The sequence below is a fragment of the Streptomyces prunicolor genome, from assembly GCF_045162825.1.
Lineage (GTDB): Bacteria > Actinomycetota > Actinomycetes > Streptomycetales > Streptomycetaceae > Streptomyces > Streptomyces prunicolor.
In genome coordinates, this window is sequence record NZ_CP108676.1 from 2,797,448 (window position 1) to 2,814,344 (window position 16,897).

Consider the following 16,897-nt stretch of genomic DNA (forward strand, 5'->3'; position numbering starts at 1 on the left):
CAGTCACTTCTCTGTGTCTGTCGTCCGTTGCTCAGCCGGCCAGGCAGGCCGCGCCGAGCAGCACCTTCAAGTCGCCGAACAGCGCCGGGTCGGGCTTCACCCGGTGCTTGTCCAGACGCAGGATCGTGGTCTTGGTCGGGCCCTGGAGCTTGATGCGGACCTCGCTGTCGCCCCGGTGGTGGCTGAGGATCTCACCGAGCCTGCTGACCATGGGCGGAGTGACCCTGGTCGCCGGGATGGTGAGGATCACGGGCGCGTTGGTGCCCACGTTCGACACGTCCGGGACCTGCATCTCCATCGCGACCAGGCGCGGCACGTCCTCGCGCTTGTCGAGGCGGCCCTTGACGAACACGATGGTGTCCTCGACGAGTTGGGTCGACACCAGCTGGTAGGACGCCGGGAAGAACATGCACTCGATCGAGCCCGCGAGGTCCTCGACGGTGGCGATCGCCCAGGCGTTGCCCTGCTTGGTCATCTTGCGCTGGAGGCCCGAGATGATGCCGCCGATGGTGACGACCGCGCCGTCGGAGTGCTCGCCTCCGGTGAGCTGGGCGATGCCCGCGTCGGCCTTGTCGGACAGCACGTGCTCCAGGCCGAAGAGCGGGTGGTCGGAGACGTACAGCCCGAGCATCTCCCGCTCCTGGGCGAGGAGATACGTCTTCTCCCACTCGTCGGTGGTGAACTCCACGTCGAGTCCGAAGCCGGGCTCGCTGGTGTCCTCGTCGCCCATGCCCCCGAAGAGGTCGAACTGCCCCTCGGCCTCCTTGCGCTTGACCGCCACCACGTTGTCGATCATCGGCTCGAAGTGCGCGGTGAGGCCCTTGCGGGTGTGCCCCAGGGTGTCGAACGCACCGGCCTTGATGAGGGATTCGGTGGTCCGCTTGTTGCAGGCGGCGGCCTCGACCTTGTCCAGGTAGTCGGGGAACGAGCCGTACTTCCCCTTCGCCTTGCGGGACCTGATGATCGAGTCGACCACGTTCGTGCCGACGTTGCGCACGGCCTCCAGGCCGAAGAGGATCACGTCGTCGCCCTGGGCGGCGAAGTTGTGCACCGACTCGTTGACGTTCGGCGGGAGCACCTTGATCTTCATGCGCCGGCACTCGTTCAGGTAGATCGCGGACTTGTCCTTGTCGTCCTTGACCGAGGTGAGCAACGCCGCCATGTACTCGGCCGGGTAGTTGGCCTTCAGGTAGGCGGTCCAGTAGGAGACCAGGCCGTACGCGGCGGAGTGCGCCTTGTTGAAGGCGTAGCCGGCGAAGGGGACCAGGACGTCCCACAGGCCCTGGATGGCCTCGTCGCTGTAGCCGTTCTTCTGGGCGCCGGCCTGGAAGATGGTGAAGTTCTTCGCCAGCTCGTCGGCCTTCTTCTTGCCCATCACGCGGCGCAGGATGTCGGCCTCGCCGAGCGAGTAACCGGCGACGATCTGGGCGGCCTTCTGCACCTGCTCCTGGTACACGATCAGCCCGTAGGTCACCGCGAGGACCTCCTCGAGGGGCTCCTCCAGCTCCTTGTGGATCGGGGTGATCTCCTGCCGCTTGTTCTTGCGCTCGGCGTAGTTGATGTGCGAGTTCATGCCCATCGGGCCGGGCCGGTACAGGGCCGAGACGGCGGAGATGTCCTCGAAGTTGTCGGGCTGCATCTGGCGCAGCAGCGAGCGCATGGGGCCGCCGTCGAACTGGAAGACGCCCAACGTGTCGCCGCGGCAGAGCAGTTCGAAGGTCTTGGGGTCGTCCAGCGGGAGGGCGAGCATCTCCAGGTCGATGCCCTTGTTGGACTTCACCATCTTGATGGCGTCGTCCATGATCGTGAGGTTGCGCAGGCCCAGGAAGTCCATCTTCAGCAGGCCGAGCGACTCGCACTGCGGGTAGTCCCACTGCGTGATGGTCACGCCGTCGGTGTGACGCACCCACACCGGTGCGTGGTCGACGATGGGTTCGCTGGACATGATGACGCCGGCCGCGTGCACGCCCATCTGCCGGACCAGGCCCTCGACGCCCTTGGCGGTGTCGATGACCTTCTTGACGTCCGGCTCGTTCTCGTACATCCCGCGGATCTCGCCCGCCTCGCCGTAGCGGGGGTGCTTGGGGTCGGTGATGCCGGAGAGGTCGATGCCCTTGCCGAGGACGTCGGCGGGCATCGCCTTCGTGAGGCGGTCGCCCATCGCGTACGGGTAGCCCAGCACGCGCGCGGAGTCCTTGATGGCGTTCTTCGCCTTGATCTTGCCGTAGGTGCCGATCATGGCGACCTTGTCGGCGCCGTACTTCTCCGTCACGTACCGGATCACCTCGACGCGCCGACGCTCGTCGAAGTCGATGTCGACATCGGGCATGGAGACACGCTCGGGGTTGAGGAACCGCTCGAAGATCAGGCCGTGCGGGATGGGGTCGAGGTCGGTGATGCCCATGGCGTACGCGACGATCGAACCGGCCGCGGAGCCTCGGCCGGGGCCGACCGCGATGCCGTTGTTCTTCGCCCACATGATGAAGTCGGCGACCACGAGGAAGTAGCCCGGGAACCCCATCTGGATGATGACGTCCATCTCGTAGTCCGCCTGCTTCTGGCGGTCGTCGGGGATGCCGCCCGGGAAGCGGCGCTCCATACCCCGGCGGACTTCCTCCTTGAACCAGGTGATCTCGGTGTAGCCGTCCGGGATGTCGAACTTCGGCATGAGGTTCTTGGCCTCGAACATGCCGGAGGTGTCGATCTGTTCGGCGACCAGGAGGGTGTTGCGGCAGCCCTCCTGCCAGGCGTCCGAGGAGTCCACGGCGTACATCTCGTCGGTGGACTTCAGGTAGTAGCCGGTGCCGTCGAAGCGGAAGCGGTCCGGGTCGGAGAGGTTCTTGCCGGTCTGGATGCAGAGCAGGGCGTCGTGGGCGACCGACTCGTGCGCGTACGTGTAGTGCGAGTCGTTGGTCACCAGGGGCGGGATGCCGAGCTTCTTGCCGATGTCGAGGAGGCCGTCACGGACCCGGCGCTCGATCTCGATGCCGTGGTCCATCAGCTCCAGGAAGTAGCGGTCCTTGCCGAAGATGTCCTGGTACTCGGCGGCCGCCTTCAGGGCCTCGTCGTGCTGGCCCAGGCGCAGCCGGGTCTGGAGTTCGCCCGAGGGACAGCCGGTGGAGGCGATGAGGCCCTCGGACCACTGGGAGATGGTCTCCTTGTCCATGCGCGGCCACTTCTGCAGCCAGCCCTCGGCGTACGCGTCCGAGGAGAGCTTGAAGAGGTTGTGCAGGCCCGTCCTGTTGGCCGCCCAGATCGTCTTGTGGGTGTAACCACCGGAACCGGACACGTCGTCGCGCTTCTGGTGCGGCTGGCCCCACTGGATCTTGCGCTTGTTGCGCCGGGACTCGGGGGCGACGTACGCCTCGATGCCGATGATCGGTGTGACGCCCGCTTTTTTCGCCGTGTGGAAGAAGTCGTAGGCCCCGTGCAGGTTGCCGTGGTCGGACATGGCGATATGGGTCATGCCCATCTCGTTGCACGCGTCGAACATGTCCTTCAGCCGCGCGGCACCGTCCAGCAGCGAGTACTGGGTGTGGACGTGCAGGTGCGTGAACGGCGGCTTTGACACGGCTTGGCCTCCAGGGATAACAGGGGAAACGATCGACAAAGTGCGGCGGACGGTCTGGGGGGACGAGACCGAATCCTATGCCTCGGGACTGACACAAGCAGGGCACTCCCACGTACCTTCGAGCGTTGGAAGGTGACGACAGACCCGTCACATGTCACGTACCACCCGTACCAGGAGGCACAGAGCGATGTCGGTTCCGCAGCTCAACGACGAGCACCGCGGCGAGGAGATCCTTGCCGTCTTCGACACCGCCTTCGGCGAGCTCCTGGCCGCCGACCCGGCCGCGTTCCGCGTGAAGTTCCGGAAGATGGCGGCCTCCGCCTTCGCCTTCTACCGGGGCACGGCGGCCCTCTTCTACCACGACCTGGATGCCGAGAAGCGGGGCGGCCCGTACCTGGACGAGCGCACCTCGCGCGTGTGGATCCACGGCGATCTGCACGCGGAGAACTTCGGCACGTACATGGACTCGAACGGCCGGCTGGTCTTCAACGTCAACGACTTCGACGAGGCCTACGTCGGCCCCTTCACCTGGGACCTCAAGCGCTTCGCCGCCTCCGTCGCGCTGATCGGGTACGCGAAGGCGCTCAGCGACGAGCAGATCACCGAGCTGGTGCAGGTCTACGCGGGCGCGTACCGCGAGCGGGTGCACGCGCTGGCGACCGGCGCGAAGAGCGACGAGGTGCCGCCGTTCACGCTGGACACGGCCGACGGCCCGCTCCTGGGCGCGCTGCGCACCGCCCGCTCGCTGACCCGCTTCGAGCTGCTGGACTCGATGACCGAGATCCGCGACTTCGAGCGCCGGTTCGCTTCGGGCGGTGGCTCCATCGAGCTGGACGCGGCGACCCGCTACAAGGTCCTCGCGGCCTTCGACGGCTACCTGGAGACGCTTCCTGAGTCCTCCCTGGACCGGCCCGACTCCTACCGCGTCAAGGACGTCGTCGGCCGCCGGGGCATCGGCATCGGCTCGGCCGGGCTGCCGTCGTACAACATCCTTCTGGAGGGCAACAGCGACGCCCTGGAGAACGATGTGGTGATCTACATCAAGCAGGCCCAGACGCCGGCCGTCTCGCGGCACATCACGGACGCGGCGATCCGGGACTACTTCCAGCACGAGGGGCACCGCACGGTGATCTCCCAGCGCGCGCTCCAGGCGCACGCGGACCCGTGGCTGGGCTGGACCGAGCTGGGCGGGACCGGGCAGCTGGTCGCCGAGGTGTCGCCGTACGCGGTGGACCTGGACTGGAGCGACATCGACGACCCGGAGGAGATCGCCGCCGTCGTCGCCGACCTCGGGCGGGCCACGGCGACGATGCACGCGGCGGCCGACGACCAGTCCGGCGAGTCCCTGGTGCCGTTCTCCACGGAGCGGGCCATCGACGCGGCGATCGCGGCCGACGAGGACGGCTTCGCGGGCGTGCTCGTGGACTTCGCGCACAGCTACGGCGCACGCGCGCGTGCCGACCACCAGACCTTCGTCGACCTGTTCCGCAACGGCCGGATTCCGGGTCTGTAACCATCCGTACGCTCACAGGAACCCTTTAGGGGTCCCTTACCGGAGCACATGACAGACTCACCTCTGCTATGGACATATCCGGGATCCAGCTCAGGGCCGTACGCGCGGCGCTGTTCACGGCACTGGTCGTGACGCTCAGCACCGCGTCGCACGTGCTGCTGTCCCGGGTCCCGCTGCCGCTCGGCACGGTGGCGGCGATCGCCGCCACCGTGTTCGTGATCGCCTACGCGCTCGCGGGCCGCGAGCGCGGCTTCGGCAAGATCGCCGCACTGCTGATCCCGCTGGAACTGGCCGCCGACACGGTGTTCACCACCGGCCAGCACGCCTGCTACGGCAGGGCGGGCGGCCCGGTCGCCGGACCACTGCGCGCGGTCGGCCTGGACGTGCTGTGCAGCGGCGGCAGCGTGGGCACCTCACTGGCCCGGATGACCGACAACCCCCATCAGGCGGCGGCGCTGCTCACGCACACCGACGCCACCGCCGCCTGGCTGCTGCTCGGCGCGCACATCGGCGTCGGACTCCTGGCCGCCGCCTATCTGCGCCGCGGCGAGCGCGCGCTGTCCGAACTGCTGCGCGCGGCGACGGCGGTGGGCTTCCGCCCGCTGCTGCTGGCCGTCGCCGCGGTGTCGGCCCGACGCACCTCACCGGCCCGACGGCTGCCGCGCGCCACGCACCGCATGGCCACCGCCCGTGAGCGGCTGCTGGTGCACTCCCTGGGACGGCGTGGACCGCCGTGCTCGCTCCTGCCCGCGGTCTGAACACCCCACAGGTACCTGAGCACACATCAGTCCCCCACACGTATTCCGCGTACGACGTGTACGCGTCCCATATGGAGATCACCAACATGAGCAAGCGGAACAGCGCGGCGGCGAAGACGCAGGCCCGTGAGCGGCTGCGCGCCGAGCGCGAGCGCCAGGCCAAGCGCGCCAAGGTCAGGCGGCAACTCATAGTCGCCGCCTCGGTCGTCGGCGTCCTCGCGATAGCCGGCGGCATCGGCTACGCCGTCGTACAGAACAACAAGCCCACCTACTGGGAGTCGGCGAAGGACGACAAGCTCGTCAAGCCGGCCAACACCACCGGCACCAACGGCACGACAGTCGTCTTCGGCAAGAGCACCGCCAAGAAGACCCTGGTCATGTACGAGGACCCGCGCTGCCCGATCTGCGCCCAGTTCGAGCAGGTCGTCGGCTCGACCGTGAAGAGCGACTGGGACGCCGGCAAGTTCAAGATCCAGTACGTCGGCGCCACGTTCATCGACAACAAGGACAACGGCGAGGGCTCCAAGAACGCGCTGAGCGCCATGGGCGCCGCGCTGAACATCAGCCCCGAGGCGTTCCTCGAGTACAAGACCGCGCTCTACTCGACGAAGTACCACCCGGACGAGACGACCGACACGTTCAAGGACGACTCGTACCTGATCAAGGTCGCGAACACGGTCCCCGCCCTGAAGAACAACAAGGCCTTCCAGAAGGCCGTGAAGGACGGCACCTACGACAAGTGGGCGCTGGACATGTCCGCCACGTTCGACAAGAGCGGGGTGACCGGCACGCCGACCCTGAAGATGGACGGCAAGGCACTGACCTCCGACGGTTCGAGTGCGCCGATGACCGTGGACACCTTCAACACGGCGCTCGCGGCGGCCCTCAAGGGCTGATCCTTCTTGTAACTCCAGGCCTGAGCCTCCTTGCAAGACGCGCAGCCGAAGAGCGGGCGAACTTTTACGAGTTCGCCCGCTCTCGTTAATACTGATCAGTAACCTGGTCGCTCGTGACCAGTCGATACAGAGCACCCGAGAGCGTCAATTCGCCCTCCCCGCGCCGCCGTACGGTCGTCAAGGCCGCGGCCGCCACCGCCGTCCTGGCCGGACCACTGATCGCCGCGCTGCCCGCCGGGGCCGCGACCGAGACCCCCTCCTTCCTGCACGGGATCGCCTCCGGTGACCCGCTCCCGGACGGTGTCCTGCTGTGGACCCGGGTGACGCCCACCGCCGAGGCGGTGCCCGGCTCCGGACTCGGCCCGGACACCGAGGTGAGCTGGACCGTGGCCACCGACAGGGCGTTCACGAACGTCGTCTCCAGGGGCTCCCTCACCGCGACCGCCGCCTCCGACCACACCGTCAAGGCCGACATCCGCGGCCTGGCACCGGCCACCGACTACTTCTTCCGCTTCTCGGCCGGCGGCACCGACTCCCCGGCGGCGCGCACCCGCACCGCGCCGGCGACGGACGCGACCGTGACCGGCCTGCGCTTCGGCGTAGTCACCTGCGCCAACTGGGAGGCCGGCTACTTCTCCTCGTACCGCCATCTCGCGGCCCGCAACGACCTCGATGCCTGGCTGCACCTGGGCGACTACATCTACGAGTACAAGTCCGGCGAGTACGCGGCGCGCGGCACGGTCGTACGGCAGCACGCGCCGACCAACGAGATCATCACGCTCGCCGATTACCGCACCCGGCACGGCAAGTACAAGACCGACCCGGACCTCCAGGCCCTGCACGCGAAGGCGCCGGTCGTCGCGATCTGGGACGACCACGAGTTCGCGGACAACGCCTGGTCGGGCGGCGCGGTCAACCACACCGAGGGCGCCGAGGGCACCTGGACGGCCCGTCAAGCGGCCGCGAAACAGGCGTACTTCGAGTGGATGCCGGTCCGACCGGCGATCGCGGGCACCACCTACCGCCGCCTGCGCTTCGGCAAGCTGGCGGACCTCTCACTCCTCGACCTGCGCTCCTTCCGTTCGCAGCAGGCGAGTTCGGGCAGCGGTTCGGTGGACGACCCGGACCGTACGATCACGGGACGCGCCCAACTCGACTGGCTGAAGGCCGGGTTGAAGGCGTCGGACACCAAGTGGCGGCTGGTCGGCAACTCGGTGATGATCGCGCCGTTCGTCGTCGGCGCGCTCTCCGCCGACCTGTTGAAGCCGCTCGCCAAACTGCTGGGCCTGCCGCAGGAGGGGCTCGCCGTCAACACCGACCAGTGGGACGGCTACACCGACGACCGCCGTGAACTCCTCGCCCATCTGCGCACGAACGCGATCGGCAACACGGTCTTCCTCACCGGCGACATCCACATGTCCTGGGCCAACGACGTGCCGGTGGACGCCGGCACGTACCCGCTCTCGCCGTCCGCGGCAACGGAGTTCGTGGTCACCTCGATGACCTCGGACAACCTCGACGACATCGTGAAGGTCCCCGAGGGCACGGTCTCCGCGCTCGCCGCACCGGTCATCCAGCTCGCCAACCGGCACGTCCACTGGGTCGACACGGACCGCCACGGCTACGGCGTCCTGGACATCACGGCCGACCGCGCGCAGATGGATTACTACGTCCTGTCCGACCGCACGTCCGCGACCGCGACCTCGTCCTGGGAGCGGTCGTACCGGACGCGGAGCGGCACGCAGAGGGTGGAGCGGACGTACGACCCGGTGTAAGTCCCGGTGTGAGCAAGGCCGTTACAGGGTCTCCAGGAAGCCGAGGGCCACCCGCCAGGTGGCTTCGGCGGCCTCCTCGTCGTAGTCCGGGAGGCCGGGGTCGGTGTACAGGTGGCCGGCTCCGGCGTACCGGTAGATCTCCACATCCGCGCCCGCCCTGCCCATCTGGAGATACCAGGAGCTGAGCCAGTCGTCGGTCTCGAACTGGTCGGGCTCGGCGACGTGCAGTTGCACCGGCAGATCGTCGACGGAGGCGTTGGCCGCGATGTCCGAGGTGCCGTGCAGGAGGAGCAGCCCCAGTGCCTTCTCGTCGCCGAGGGCGAGGGTCTGCGCGACGGAGGCGCCGAGCGAGAACCCGGCGTAGACGAGCCCGCGCTCGGAGTAGGGAGCGGCGGCCAACACGGCCCGCTTGAGGAGCTCGTCCTTGCCGATCTCCTGGTTCAGGGCCCTGCCGTCCTCGACCGTGTCGAACGTACGCCCCTCGAAGAGGTCCGGCGTCCACACCTCGTGGCCCGCCGCGCGCAACCGATCGGCGGCGTCGCGCACCGCCGGCCGGAGTCCGTACGTCGAGTGGAAGAGCATGATGTTCATGAAGCCATCGTGCCAGTACGGTCGGACACATGGAGAACGTACTGCGCCCGCTGATCGTCATCGGCGGCTCCGTCGTCCTCACGCTGCTCATCGGCTGGGTCACCGACCTGCTGCTGCGCAAGGCGGACGCCCGGCACGACGACACCACGCTGTGGGGCCTGCTGCGCCGAGGCCGCGTCCCGTACCAGCTCGTACTCTGCGCGGCCTTCCTCAGAGCCTCCTACGACCAGGCACAGCTCCTGGAGGAACACCGGATCGGCATCGGCCAGACCCTCACCCTGGTGCTGATCGGCGCCACCGCGTGGCTGATGATCCGGGTCGCGGCGGCGATCGTGGAGTCGTCGTACGCCCGCTACGCCCGCGCCTCCCGCGACGCGGCCCGGGTCCGCCGGGTCCGAACCCAAGTGACGCTGATCACGCGGGTGGTGGCCGCGATCGTCGGCGTGGTGGCGGTCGCCGCGATGCTGCTGACGTTCCCGGCGATGCGCGCGGCCGGCGCGTCGCTGCTGGCCTCGGCGGGCGTCCTGGGCATCGTCGCCGGTGTAGCGGCGCAGTCCACGCTCGCCAACCTCTTCGCAGGACTGCAGATCGCCTTCGGCGACATGGTCCGCATCGGCGACACGGTGGTGGTGGACGGCGAGTGGGGCACGATCGAGGAGATCACCCTGACCTTCCTGACGGTACGGACCTGGGACGAGCGCCGGATCACCATGCCGGTGTCGTACTTCACGTCCAAGCCCTTCGAGAACTGGTCCCGCGGCACCCCCCAGATGACCGGCATCGTCTACTTCCAGGTCGACCACTCGGCCCCGGTGGACGCGATGCGCACCCAGCTCCGCGAGATCCTGCGCGCCTGCCCGGCCTGGGACGGCCGCAGCTACGGCCTCGTCGTCACCGACACCACCCCGAACACGATGGAGGTCCGCGCCCTGGTCACGGCCAAGGACGCGGACGACATCTGGACGGTACGGGTCACGGTCCGCGAACAGATGATCCGCTGGCTGTACGTGGAGCATCCCTACGCGCTGCCTCGCGTGAACACGGCGGACGCGGCGCCGATTCCGGGGGAGGATCCGTCGCCGAACGGTGGTGGCGTCGGGCGCGCGGCGCATGAGCCTCCGGGGGGTAACCGGGGCTGAGGGTCGGGCGGGGCGAGGTATGCCGGTCGGCTGCCGACCACGGCTGAATTGCCCACTCACGCCCACCCGTTCACATGCGGTCGAGGGGTGGGCGTCTGCCGTAGGGGTGCGGCACCGCCGGCGACTGGCGGTCGGCCGGTTCAAGGCCTCAACACCCGCGCCGGGTGAGTACCCCCTCACCCACGAGCGACAGAACCAGAACCGGGTCCGGGCGACTCCGACCCCTCAACGCCCATGCCGGGCAACCTCGTTGGACCGGTCGACCCGCGAAGCGACCGGGAACCGGCCAAGTCTGAGCACCTCCGGGCACCCCAACACCCGTGCCCAGCACCACCATTGACCCGGACGCCCAGCGAGGCACCCGGCCCCCGGAGCGACCGGCCGACCCGAGGTCGCAACGCCCATGCCCGGCGAGAACCCTCCCCCACCCCGAACGTCCGAGCCCGAGCCGAATCCAGTGCCCGGCGCCTCAATCTCCGCGCCCGACAACGCCGTTGACCGGAACCGAACCCCAGCTCCTCAGCCCCAGCCCCTCAACGCCCCCGCTCAGCCCCGCCGTTGACCTGGATCACCTGCGAGGTGACATGCCCGGCGGCCGGGGACGCGAGCCAATGCAGGGTCGCGGCGATGTCCCCGGGGGTACCGGCACGCCCGGTCGAGGTGTCTCGGATCATCCGTTCACGCCGCGCTTCCGCGATCTCGGGGCCGAAGAACTCCGTGTCCTCGATGTACCCGGGCGCGACCACGTTCACGGTGATGCCGCGCGGCCCGAGATCCCGGGCCAGATCATGGGCGTACGGGTGCAACGCGGCCTTGGCCCCGCCGTACGCCCCACTCCCCGAACCTCGGTACGCGGCGATGGAACTGACGAACAGCACCCGCCCGCCCGGCTCCGCGAGCCGCGTCCTCAGCGCCTCGGTGAGCAGCGCGGCGCTCAGGGTGTTGCTGCGGAAGTTCACGGTCCAGTCATGCGCGACGGCGTCCAGCGCATCGCCGCTCGCGCTCGCGGGTTCCAGGCTCCCGTTGCCGCCCGCGCTGTGCACCAGCACATCCACCGTGCCGAACTCCTCGGCTACGAACCGCCCGACGCCCCGCACCACTTCGGGCTCACTCAGATCCCCGGAATACGTCAGCGCCCCGGGCACTCCGGCCTTCTCCAACACCTCGCGCCGCCGCCCGAGCAGCAACACCCGGTCCCCGTCGGCCGCGAAGGCATGCGCCGCGGCGAGCCCAATTCCCGTACCGCCACCACTGATTACTACGTTGCGAGCCATGGGACGAGCGTACAAAGAGGGCGAGGACAAACACGAGCCAATTCAAACGGCGGCCCGCCGACAGCGACAGCACTCAACTCGCAGCCGCCAACGGGGCCGAGCCCCCACAGGAGAGGTCCGGTCCACCCTTCAATCGCCCGTAAACGGGCGGCGCGCGGGTGGGCAAGCATTTAGACCCGCAGCCGCCAACAACGCCCAACCCCCACGGCAAACGCCCACCCTCCAGCCCACGGTGAACGGGCGGTGCGTGGCTGGGCGACTCACCTCAGACTACGCACGTCAAGATGCCGAAGCACCCGGTCCACGATCTCCGGATCCGCCCCCGGCTCACTCCGCGCCGCCAACACCTCATGCCGAGCCGCGCTCATCATCTCCCCCTGGATCCGCCGCATCCGCTTCACCCGCTTCACCCGCTTCTCGTACGCCTCCCGCCGCTCCCCGTCCCCCACCTCGGGAGAGATCCGCACCCCGATGTCGAACGCCCGCCGCAACAACTGCTCGGACACCTCCTCCGGCAGCTCCTCGACATCCTCGATCTCCCGCAGCCGCCGCTTCGCGGCCTTCGCCGCCCGCACCCCCAGCTCCTTCTCGAACGCCTTCTCGCTGTCGGTGTCGGCCCGCACCCCCAGCCGCTTCACCAGCCACGGCAACGTGAGCCCCTGAAGCACCAGCGTCGCCATGATCACCCCGAACGCGATGAACACGATCTCGTCCCGGTCCGGGAACGCCGACCCGTCGTCCATGGTCAGCGGAATCGCCAGCGCCAGGGCAACAGACGCCACCCCGCGCATCCCCGCCCACCACATGATCACGGTCTCCCGCCAGGATGTCGGGATCTCCTCGTCGTAGTCCCGCTTGGCGTGCAGCCGTTTCGTCAGCCAGGTCGCCGGCAGCAACCACGCCAGCCGTACGACGACCACGACTCCGACGATCGCCGCGGCCCAGCCGAGCATCTCGCCCCACCGCCCGGACGCCGTACGGATCGCGTTGTGCAGTTCGAGCCCGATGAGCCCGAAGGCCACCCCGGTGACCAAGGTGTCCACCACGTCCCACACGGTCGCCCCGGCGAGCCGGGTCAGGACGTCGTCGGCACCGAGGGCGTACTCGGCGAGGAACAGCGCGGTGGTGAGCACGGCAAGCACTCCGGAGCCGTGCAGTTCGTCGGCCAGGACGTACGAGGCGAACGGCACCAGGAGGGTGAGCCCGATCTGGAGGGTGGCATCGTCGAGGATCGACATCAGCTTGTTCGCGGCCCACCCCAGGGCCAGTCCGACCACTACGGCGACGACGGCGGACAGCACGAAGTCGAGCCCGGCACGCCAGGGGTTGAAGCTCCCGCTGACGGCCGCGGCGATCGCGACGTGGTACAGCACGATGGCCGTGACGTCGTTGAAGAGCCCCTCGCCCTCCAGGATCGACACCAGCCGCCGCGGCAGCCCGAGTTGCCCGGCGACGGCGGTCGCGGCGACCGGGTCGGGCGGTGCCACGAGCGCGCCGAGCGCCACGGCGGCGGCGATCGGCAGGCCGGGCACGATCGCGCTCGCGACGGCGGCCACGGCGAGGGTGGTGACGAAGACCAGCGCCACGGCCAGCAGGAAGATGGGGCGGATGTTCGCCGTGAACTGCCGCCAGGAGGTGCGCCGCACGGCCGCGTACAGCAGCGGTGGCAGCAGCAGGGGCAGGATCAGGTCGGGCGGGACGTTCACGTTCGGCACGAAATCGGCCACCGCGAGGACTATCCCGAGGAGGGTCATGAGCACCGGCGCCGGCAGACCGAGCCGGTCCCCCAGCGGGACACTCACCACGGCCCCGAGCAACAGGACGAAAAGCAGGGCCAATTGATCCACGGTCAGGGCTCCGGCGGGATCTCGACGTTCACACAGCGGACGCCCCAGCCTGCCACGCCGCCCGCCCGACCAGCTCTTTCGACGCCCTCAGGTTATGGAGCCGGTCACAGCGCGCACCGCATCGCCCGATGCGGAATCCCCGCGTCCGGGAACTCCGGCCCATACGCCTCGTAGCCGAGCCGTTCGTAGAACCCCAGCGCATGCGTCTGCGCATGCAGATCTACGGCGGCCAGCCCACGCGCGCGTGCCGCGTCCTCGATGGCCCGCACCAACGCGACCCCGACCCCGAGCCCTCGCGCCTCCTTGGTGACGGCCAGCCGCCCCAGGGACCCCACGGTCGCATCCCCGTCGGTCTTCGCCGCGGCCGCCTCGCCGTACAACAACCGCCCGGTCCCGAGCGGCACCCCGTCCTCCCGCACGGCGAGGACATGCGTCGCTACGGCGTCGTAGTCGTCGTACTCGATCTCCTGAGGCACGCCCTGCTCGACGACGAAGACCTCCTTGCGCACCACGAAGCAGGCCTCACGGTCGGCGGGATCCTCGGCGACACGCACCACGTACGACGACGGACTCACGCGTACGTCTCCTCGCGCACCAGGTCCAGGGCCTGCTGAAGGTCGTCGGGGTAGCCGCTCTCGAACTCGACCCACTGGCCGTCGGCGGGGTGCTCGAAGCCGAGCCGGACGGCGTGCAGCCACTGGCGGGTCAGGCGCAGCCGCTTGCTGAGCGTCGGGTCGGCGCCGTAGGTCAGGTCGCCCACGCACGGGTGGCGGTGGGCCGCCATGTGCACACGGATCTGGTGGGTGCGGCCGGTCTCCAGCTTCACATCGAGCAGGGAGGCCGCGCGGAACGCCTCGATCAGGTCGTAGTGCGTGATCGACGGCTTGCCCTCGGCGGTGACCGCCCACTTGTAGTCGTGGTTCGGGTGACGGCCGATGGGGGCGTCGATGGTGCCGCTGGTCGGGTCCGGGTGGCCCTGGACCAGCGTGTGGTAGCGCTTGTCGACCGTGCGCTCCTTGAACTGGCGCTTCAACGAGGTGTACGCCCGCTCCGACTTCGCGACGACCATCAGGCCGGACGTGCCTACGTCGAGGCGGTGCACGATGCCCTGGCGCTCGGCGGCACCGGACGTCGAGATGCGGTACCCGGCGGCGGCGAGGCCGCCGATGACCGTGGTCCCGGTCCAGCCGGGGCTGGGGTGGGCGGCGACGCCGACCGGCTTGACGATCACTACGACGTCATCGTCGTCGTAGACGATCTCCATGCCCTCGACCGGCTCGGCGACGATCTGCACGGGCGCGGGCGCCTGCGGCATCTCGACCTCGAGCCAGGCCCCGCCGTGCACCCGCTCGGATTTCCCGACCACCGAGCCGTCGACCGTGACCTTCCCCGCCGTGGCCAGCTCGGCGGCCTTCGTACGGGAGAAGCCGAACATGCGGGAGATGGCGGCGTCGACACGCTCGCCCTCCAGGCCGTCGGGCACGGGCAGGTTTCGGATCTCGGGAACTGTGCTCACCCGGTCGAGTATGCCGGACGGGTCCGACACTGCCTTACCTGAGCCCGTACGGCCGCCCGTGCGCTCAGTCCTTGTGGACGGTGCCGTCCGGGTCCAGGCCGCGGAAGGAGAGCAGCACGATCAGGATGCCGCCGCACACGATCGCCGAGTCGGCGAGGTTGAAGACGGCGAAGCCCTTGGGCGCGATGAAGTCGACGACCTCGCCCTGGAAGATGCCGGGCGAACGGAAGATCCTGTCGGTGAGGTTGCCGAGCGCACCGCCCAGCAGCAGCCCGAGCGCGATGGCCCACGGCAGGCTGTAGAGCTTGCGGGCCAGCCGGGCGATCACCACGATCACGGCGGCGGCGATCATCGTGAAGATCACCGTGAAGGCCGCGCCGAACCCGAAGGCGGCGCCGGGGTTGCGGATCGCGTGGAACTCCAGCCAGTCCCCGAAGACCTCGATCGGCGCGTGGTGCTCCAGCTTGGCGACCACGAGCAACTTGCTGACCAGGTCGAGGGTGTACGCGAAGACGGCCACCACGAACAGCACGGCGATCCGCCGCCTGCCCCTGGAGGGCGCGCTCTCGCCCTGCTCCGGCTCGGCCCCCGCCGCCTCTGGGGTATCCGGCGTACCGATGATGCGCTCCGCCTCTGCCACGTGAGTCCCTCGACCTAGGTGCCTAACTCAGGATGAGGGTACGGCACACCTGTCGGGAGCTTCAGTACCGGCGTCAGTACCGGGTCAGTACCGGCGCTCCTGCTTCTGCTTGCACTCCACGCACAGGGTGGCCCGGGGGAAGGCCTGCATACGGGCCTTGCCGATCGGGTTGCCGCAGTTCTCGCACAGGCCGTAGGTGCCGGCGTCCAGCTTCCCCAGGGCGCGCTCGGTCTGGATCAGCATCTCGCGCGCGTTGGCGGCCAGCGCCATCTCGCTCTCGCGCGTGATGTTCTTGGTCCCGGTGTCGGCGTCGTCGTCGCCCGCGCCGTCCCCGGAGTCCCGCATCAGGCCGGCGAGGGCCTGCTCGGTGGACGTGATCTCCTCGCTCAGCCGCGCCGCCTCGGACTGCAGCTCGGTACGGGCCTCCTCGACCTCTTCGGGCGTCCAGGGGTCCTCCCCGGGGCGCACCGCGAGCTCGCCGGGCACCGCCGCGACCCGCGCTTTGGGAACGGCCCTCTTCGCCGCAGTGGCCGTACCCGGAGTCTTCTTCGCAACCACCGTCGTGGCTCCCGTCTGCTCCGCGGCCTGCGCCGCGCCCGCCTTTGCCTTCTTGGCCGCGCTCTTCTTCGTGCCGGTCGTGCCCGTGGTTGCCGTGGTTCCCGTGGTTCCCGCAGTGCGATTCGTGCCCGTGGTGGTCTTCGCAGAACCGCTTTTCGCGCCGGTGGTGCTCTTCGTAGGGCTGCTCTTCGCCGACGTGCCCTCAGGGGCGACGGTCTTCTTCACGGCCGCTTTCTTCACAGCCGTCTTCTTCGTGTCCGTGGCCTTCGGGACGGCCGTCGCCTTCGTAGCGGTCGTCTTCCTGGTCACCGTCTTCGTAGCGGTCGTCTTCGTAGCCGTGGCCTTCGTAGCCGTGGCCTTCGTAGCCGCCGCCTTCTTCGTCACCGTGGTTTTCGCGGCGCTCTTCTTGGCCACCGCCTCCTCGGCCACCGCCTTCTTGACCGCCCCCGGTCTTTCGGCCCCTTCCCCGGTCGCCTTCTTCGAAGAAGCCGCCTTCGTAGCGACCGCCTTCTTCGTCGCGGTCTTCTTCGCTGCGGTCTTCTTCGCCACCATGGCCGCGGCCCCTTCACATTTTGTGATCACGCACGCGAATCGTGCTGGGACGATAAATCGACTTGAGTCCCGCGGCAACGGGGCACGCCGCCCGATTCGTCCACCCCCCTGGCCTCGCGCGGCAAGCCTTCATGCGTTGTGCCCAGCTCCCCGCCGGGTAATCCGCCGAGTCCGACACCTCGAACATCGAACGCGTGTTCAGCGCCATTCGAGTCATGAAACGCGTTCGCAAGCCTCCCGCCGAGGCCCACGCAAAACCGGTCGGCC

13 protein-coding genes are annotated in these 16,897 nt (G+C 68.9%); 5 read left to right on the forward strand and 8 right to left on the reverse strand.

The genetic code is table 11. The annotated features are described in order from the left end of the window. Nucleotides 1–31: 31 nt before the first annotated feature. Nucleotides 32–3,571, reverse strand: a complete 3,540-nt coding sequence (dnaE, locus tag OG588_RS12635) for a DNA polymerase III subunit alpha (protein WP_405947357.1) — start codon at nt 3,569–3,571, stop codon at nt 32–34. A 187-nt stretch (nt 3,572–3,758) separates the two neighbouring features. Here dnaE and OG588_RS12640 point away from each other — a divergent pair, with 187 nt between their 5' ends. The 4 genes from OG588_RS12640 (at nt 3,759) to OG588_RS12655 (ending at nt 8,513) form a co-directional block, all read left to right on the forward strand. Then, nucleotides 3,759–5,084 (forward strand): DUF2252 domain-containing protein, encoded by a 1,326-nt coding sequence (locus OG588_RS12640; protein WP_405947358.1) that lies wholly within the window; start codon nt 3,759–3,761, stop codon nt 5,082–5,084. Nucleotides 5,085–5,152: 68 nt separating this feature from the next. After that, on the forward strand, nt 5,153–5,842 hold the full coding sequence (locus OG588_RS12645) for a hypothetical protein (RefSeq protein ID WP_405947359.1): 690 nt from the start codon (nt 5,153–5,155) through the stop codon (nt 5,840–5,842). A gap of 86 nt (nt 5,843–5,928) precedes the next feature. Next, entirely contained in the window at nt 5,929–6,738 is an 810-nt protein-coding gene (locus OG588_RS12650; RefSeq protein WP_405947360.1) for a thioredoxin domain-containing protein, read from the forward strand. 113 nt (nt 6,739–6,851) lie between these two features. Further along, nucleotides 6,852–8,513, forward strand: a complete 1,662-nt coding sequence (locus OG588_RS12655) for an alkaline phosphatase D family protein (protein ID WP_405947361.1) — start codon at nt 6,852–6,854, stop codon at nt 8,511–8,513. Nucleotides 8,514–8,534: 21 nt separating this feature from the next. On the opposite strand, the gene OG588_RS12660 is transcribed toward OG588_RS12655, so the two are convergent. After that, on the reverse strand, nt 8,535–9,104 hold the full coding sequence (locus OG588_RS12660) for a dienelactone hydrolase family protein (RefSeq protein ID WP_405947362.1): 570 nt from the start codon (nt 9,102–9,104) through the stop codon (nt 8,535–8,537). A gap of 29 nt (nt 9,105–9,133) precedes the next feature. Here OG588_RS12660 and OG588_RS12665 point away from each other — a divergent pair, with 29 nt between their 5' ends. Next, entirely contained in the window at nt 9,134–10,243 is a 1,110-nt protein-coding gene (locus tag OG588_RS12665; protein WP_405947363.1) for a mechanosensitive ion channel family protein, read from the forward strand. A gap of 533 nt (nt 10,244–10,776) precedes the next feature. Here the strand turns inward: OG588_RS12665 and OG588_RS12670 are convergent. The 6 genes from OG588_RS12670 to OG588_RS12695 all read right to left on the reverse strand — a co-directional run bounded on the left by OG588_RS12670 (nt 10,777) and on the right by OG588_RS12695 (nt 16,630). Then, nucleotides 10,777–11,517 carry an SDR family NAD(P)-dependent oxidoreductase gene (locus OG588_RS12670; protein WP_405947364.1) on the reverse strand — a complete coding sequence of 247 codons (741 nt, stop codon included), beginning with the start codon at nt 11,515–11,517 and terminating at the stop codon, nt 10,777–10,779. A gap of 260 nt (nt 11,518–11,777) precedes the next feature. Next, nucleotides 11,778–13,364: a Na+/H+ antiporter gene (locus OG588_RS12675; RefSeq protein ID WP_405947365.1), complete on the reverse strand. Its 1,587-nt coding sequence runs from the start codon at nt 13,362–13,364 to the stop codon at nt 11,778–11,780. Between the two features lie 104 nt (nt 13,365–13,468). Continuing rightward, nucleotides 13,469–13,939, reverse strand: coding sequence for a GNAT family N-acetyltransferase (locus OG588_RS12680; RefSeq protein ID WP_405947366.1), 471 nt, complete (start codon nt 13,937–13,939; stop codon nt 13,469–13,471). Next, entirely contained in the window at nt 13,936–14,880 is a 945-nt protein-coding gene (locus tag OG588_RS12685; RefSeq protein WP_026151228.1) for an RluA family pseudouridine synthase, read from the reverse strand. The genes OG588_RS12680 and OG588_RS12685 overlap by 4 nt, the downstream gene beginning before the upstream one ends. Before the next feature lie 64 nt (nt 14,881–14,944). Beyond that, nucleotides 14,945–15,520: a signal peptidase II gene (gene lspA / locus OG588_RS12690; protein ID WP_405947367.1), complete on the reverse strand. Its 576-nt coding sequence runs from the start codon at nt 15,518–15,520 to the stop codon at nt 14,945–14,947. An 84-nt stretch (nt 15,521–15,604) separates the two neighbouring features. Then, nucleotides 15,605–16,630 (reverse strand): TraR/DksA family transcriptional regulator, encoded by a 1,026-nt coding sequence (locus OG588_RS12695; RefSeq protein ID WP_405947368.1) that lies wholly within the window; start codon nt 16,628–16,630, stop codon nt 15,605–15,607. Nucleotides 16,631–16,897: the final 267 nt, after the last annotated feature.

Coding starts and splice junctions, on each gene's coding strand:
- OG588_RS12640 (WP_405947358.1), top strand. CDS start 3,759: ATGTCGGTTCCGCAGCTCAACGACGAGCACCGCGGCGAGGAGATCCTT.
- OG588_RS12645 (WP_405947359.1), top strand. CDS start 5,153: ATGGACATATCCGGGATCCAGCTCAGGGCCGTACGCGCGGCGCTGTTC.
- OG588_RS12650 (WP_405947360.1), top strand. CDS start 5,929: ATGAGCAAGCGGAACAGCGCGGCGGCGAAGACGCAGGCCCGTGAGCGG.
- OG588_RS12660 (WP_405947362.1), bottom strand. CDS start 9,104: ATGAACATCATGCTCTTCCACTCGACGTACGGACTCCGGCCGGCGGTG.
- OG588_RS12665 (WP_405947363.1), top strand. CDS start 9,134: ATGGAGAACGTACTGCGCCCGCTGATCGTCATCGGCGGCTCCGTCGTC.
- OG588_RS12670 (WP_405947364.1), bottom strand. CDS start 11,517: ATGGCTCGCAACGTAGTAATCAGTGGTGGCGGTACGGGAATTGGGCTC.
- OG588_RS12695 (WP_405947368.1), bottom strand. CDS start 16,630: ATGGTGGCGAAGAAGACCGCAGCGAAGAAGACCGCGACGAAGAAGGCG.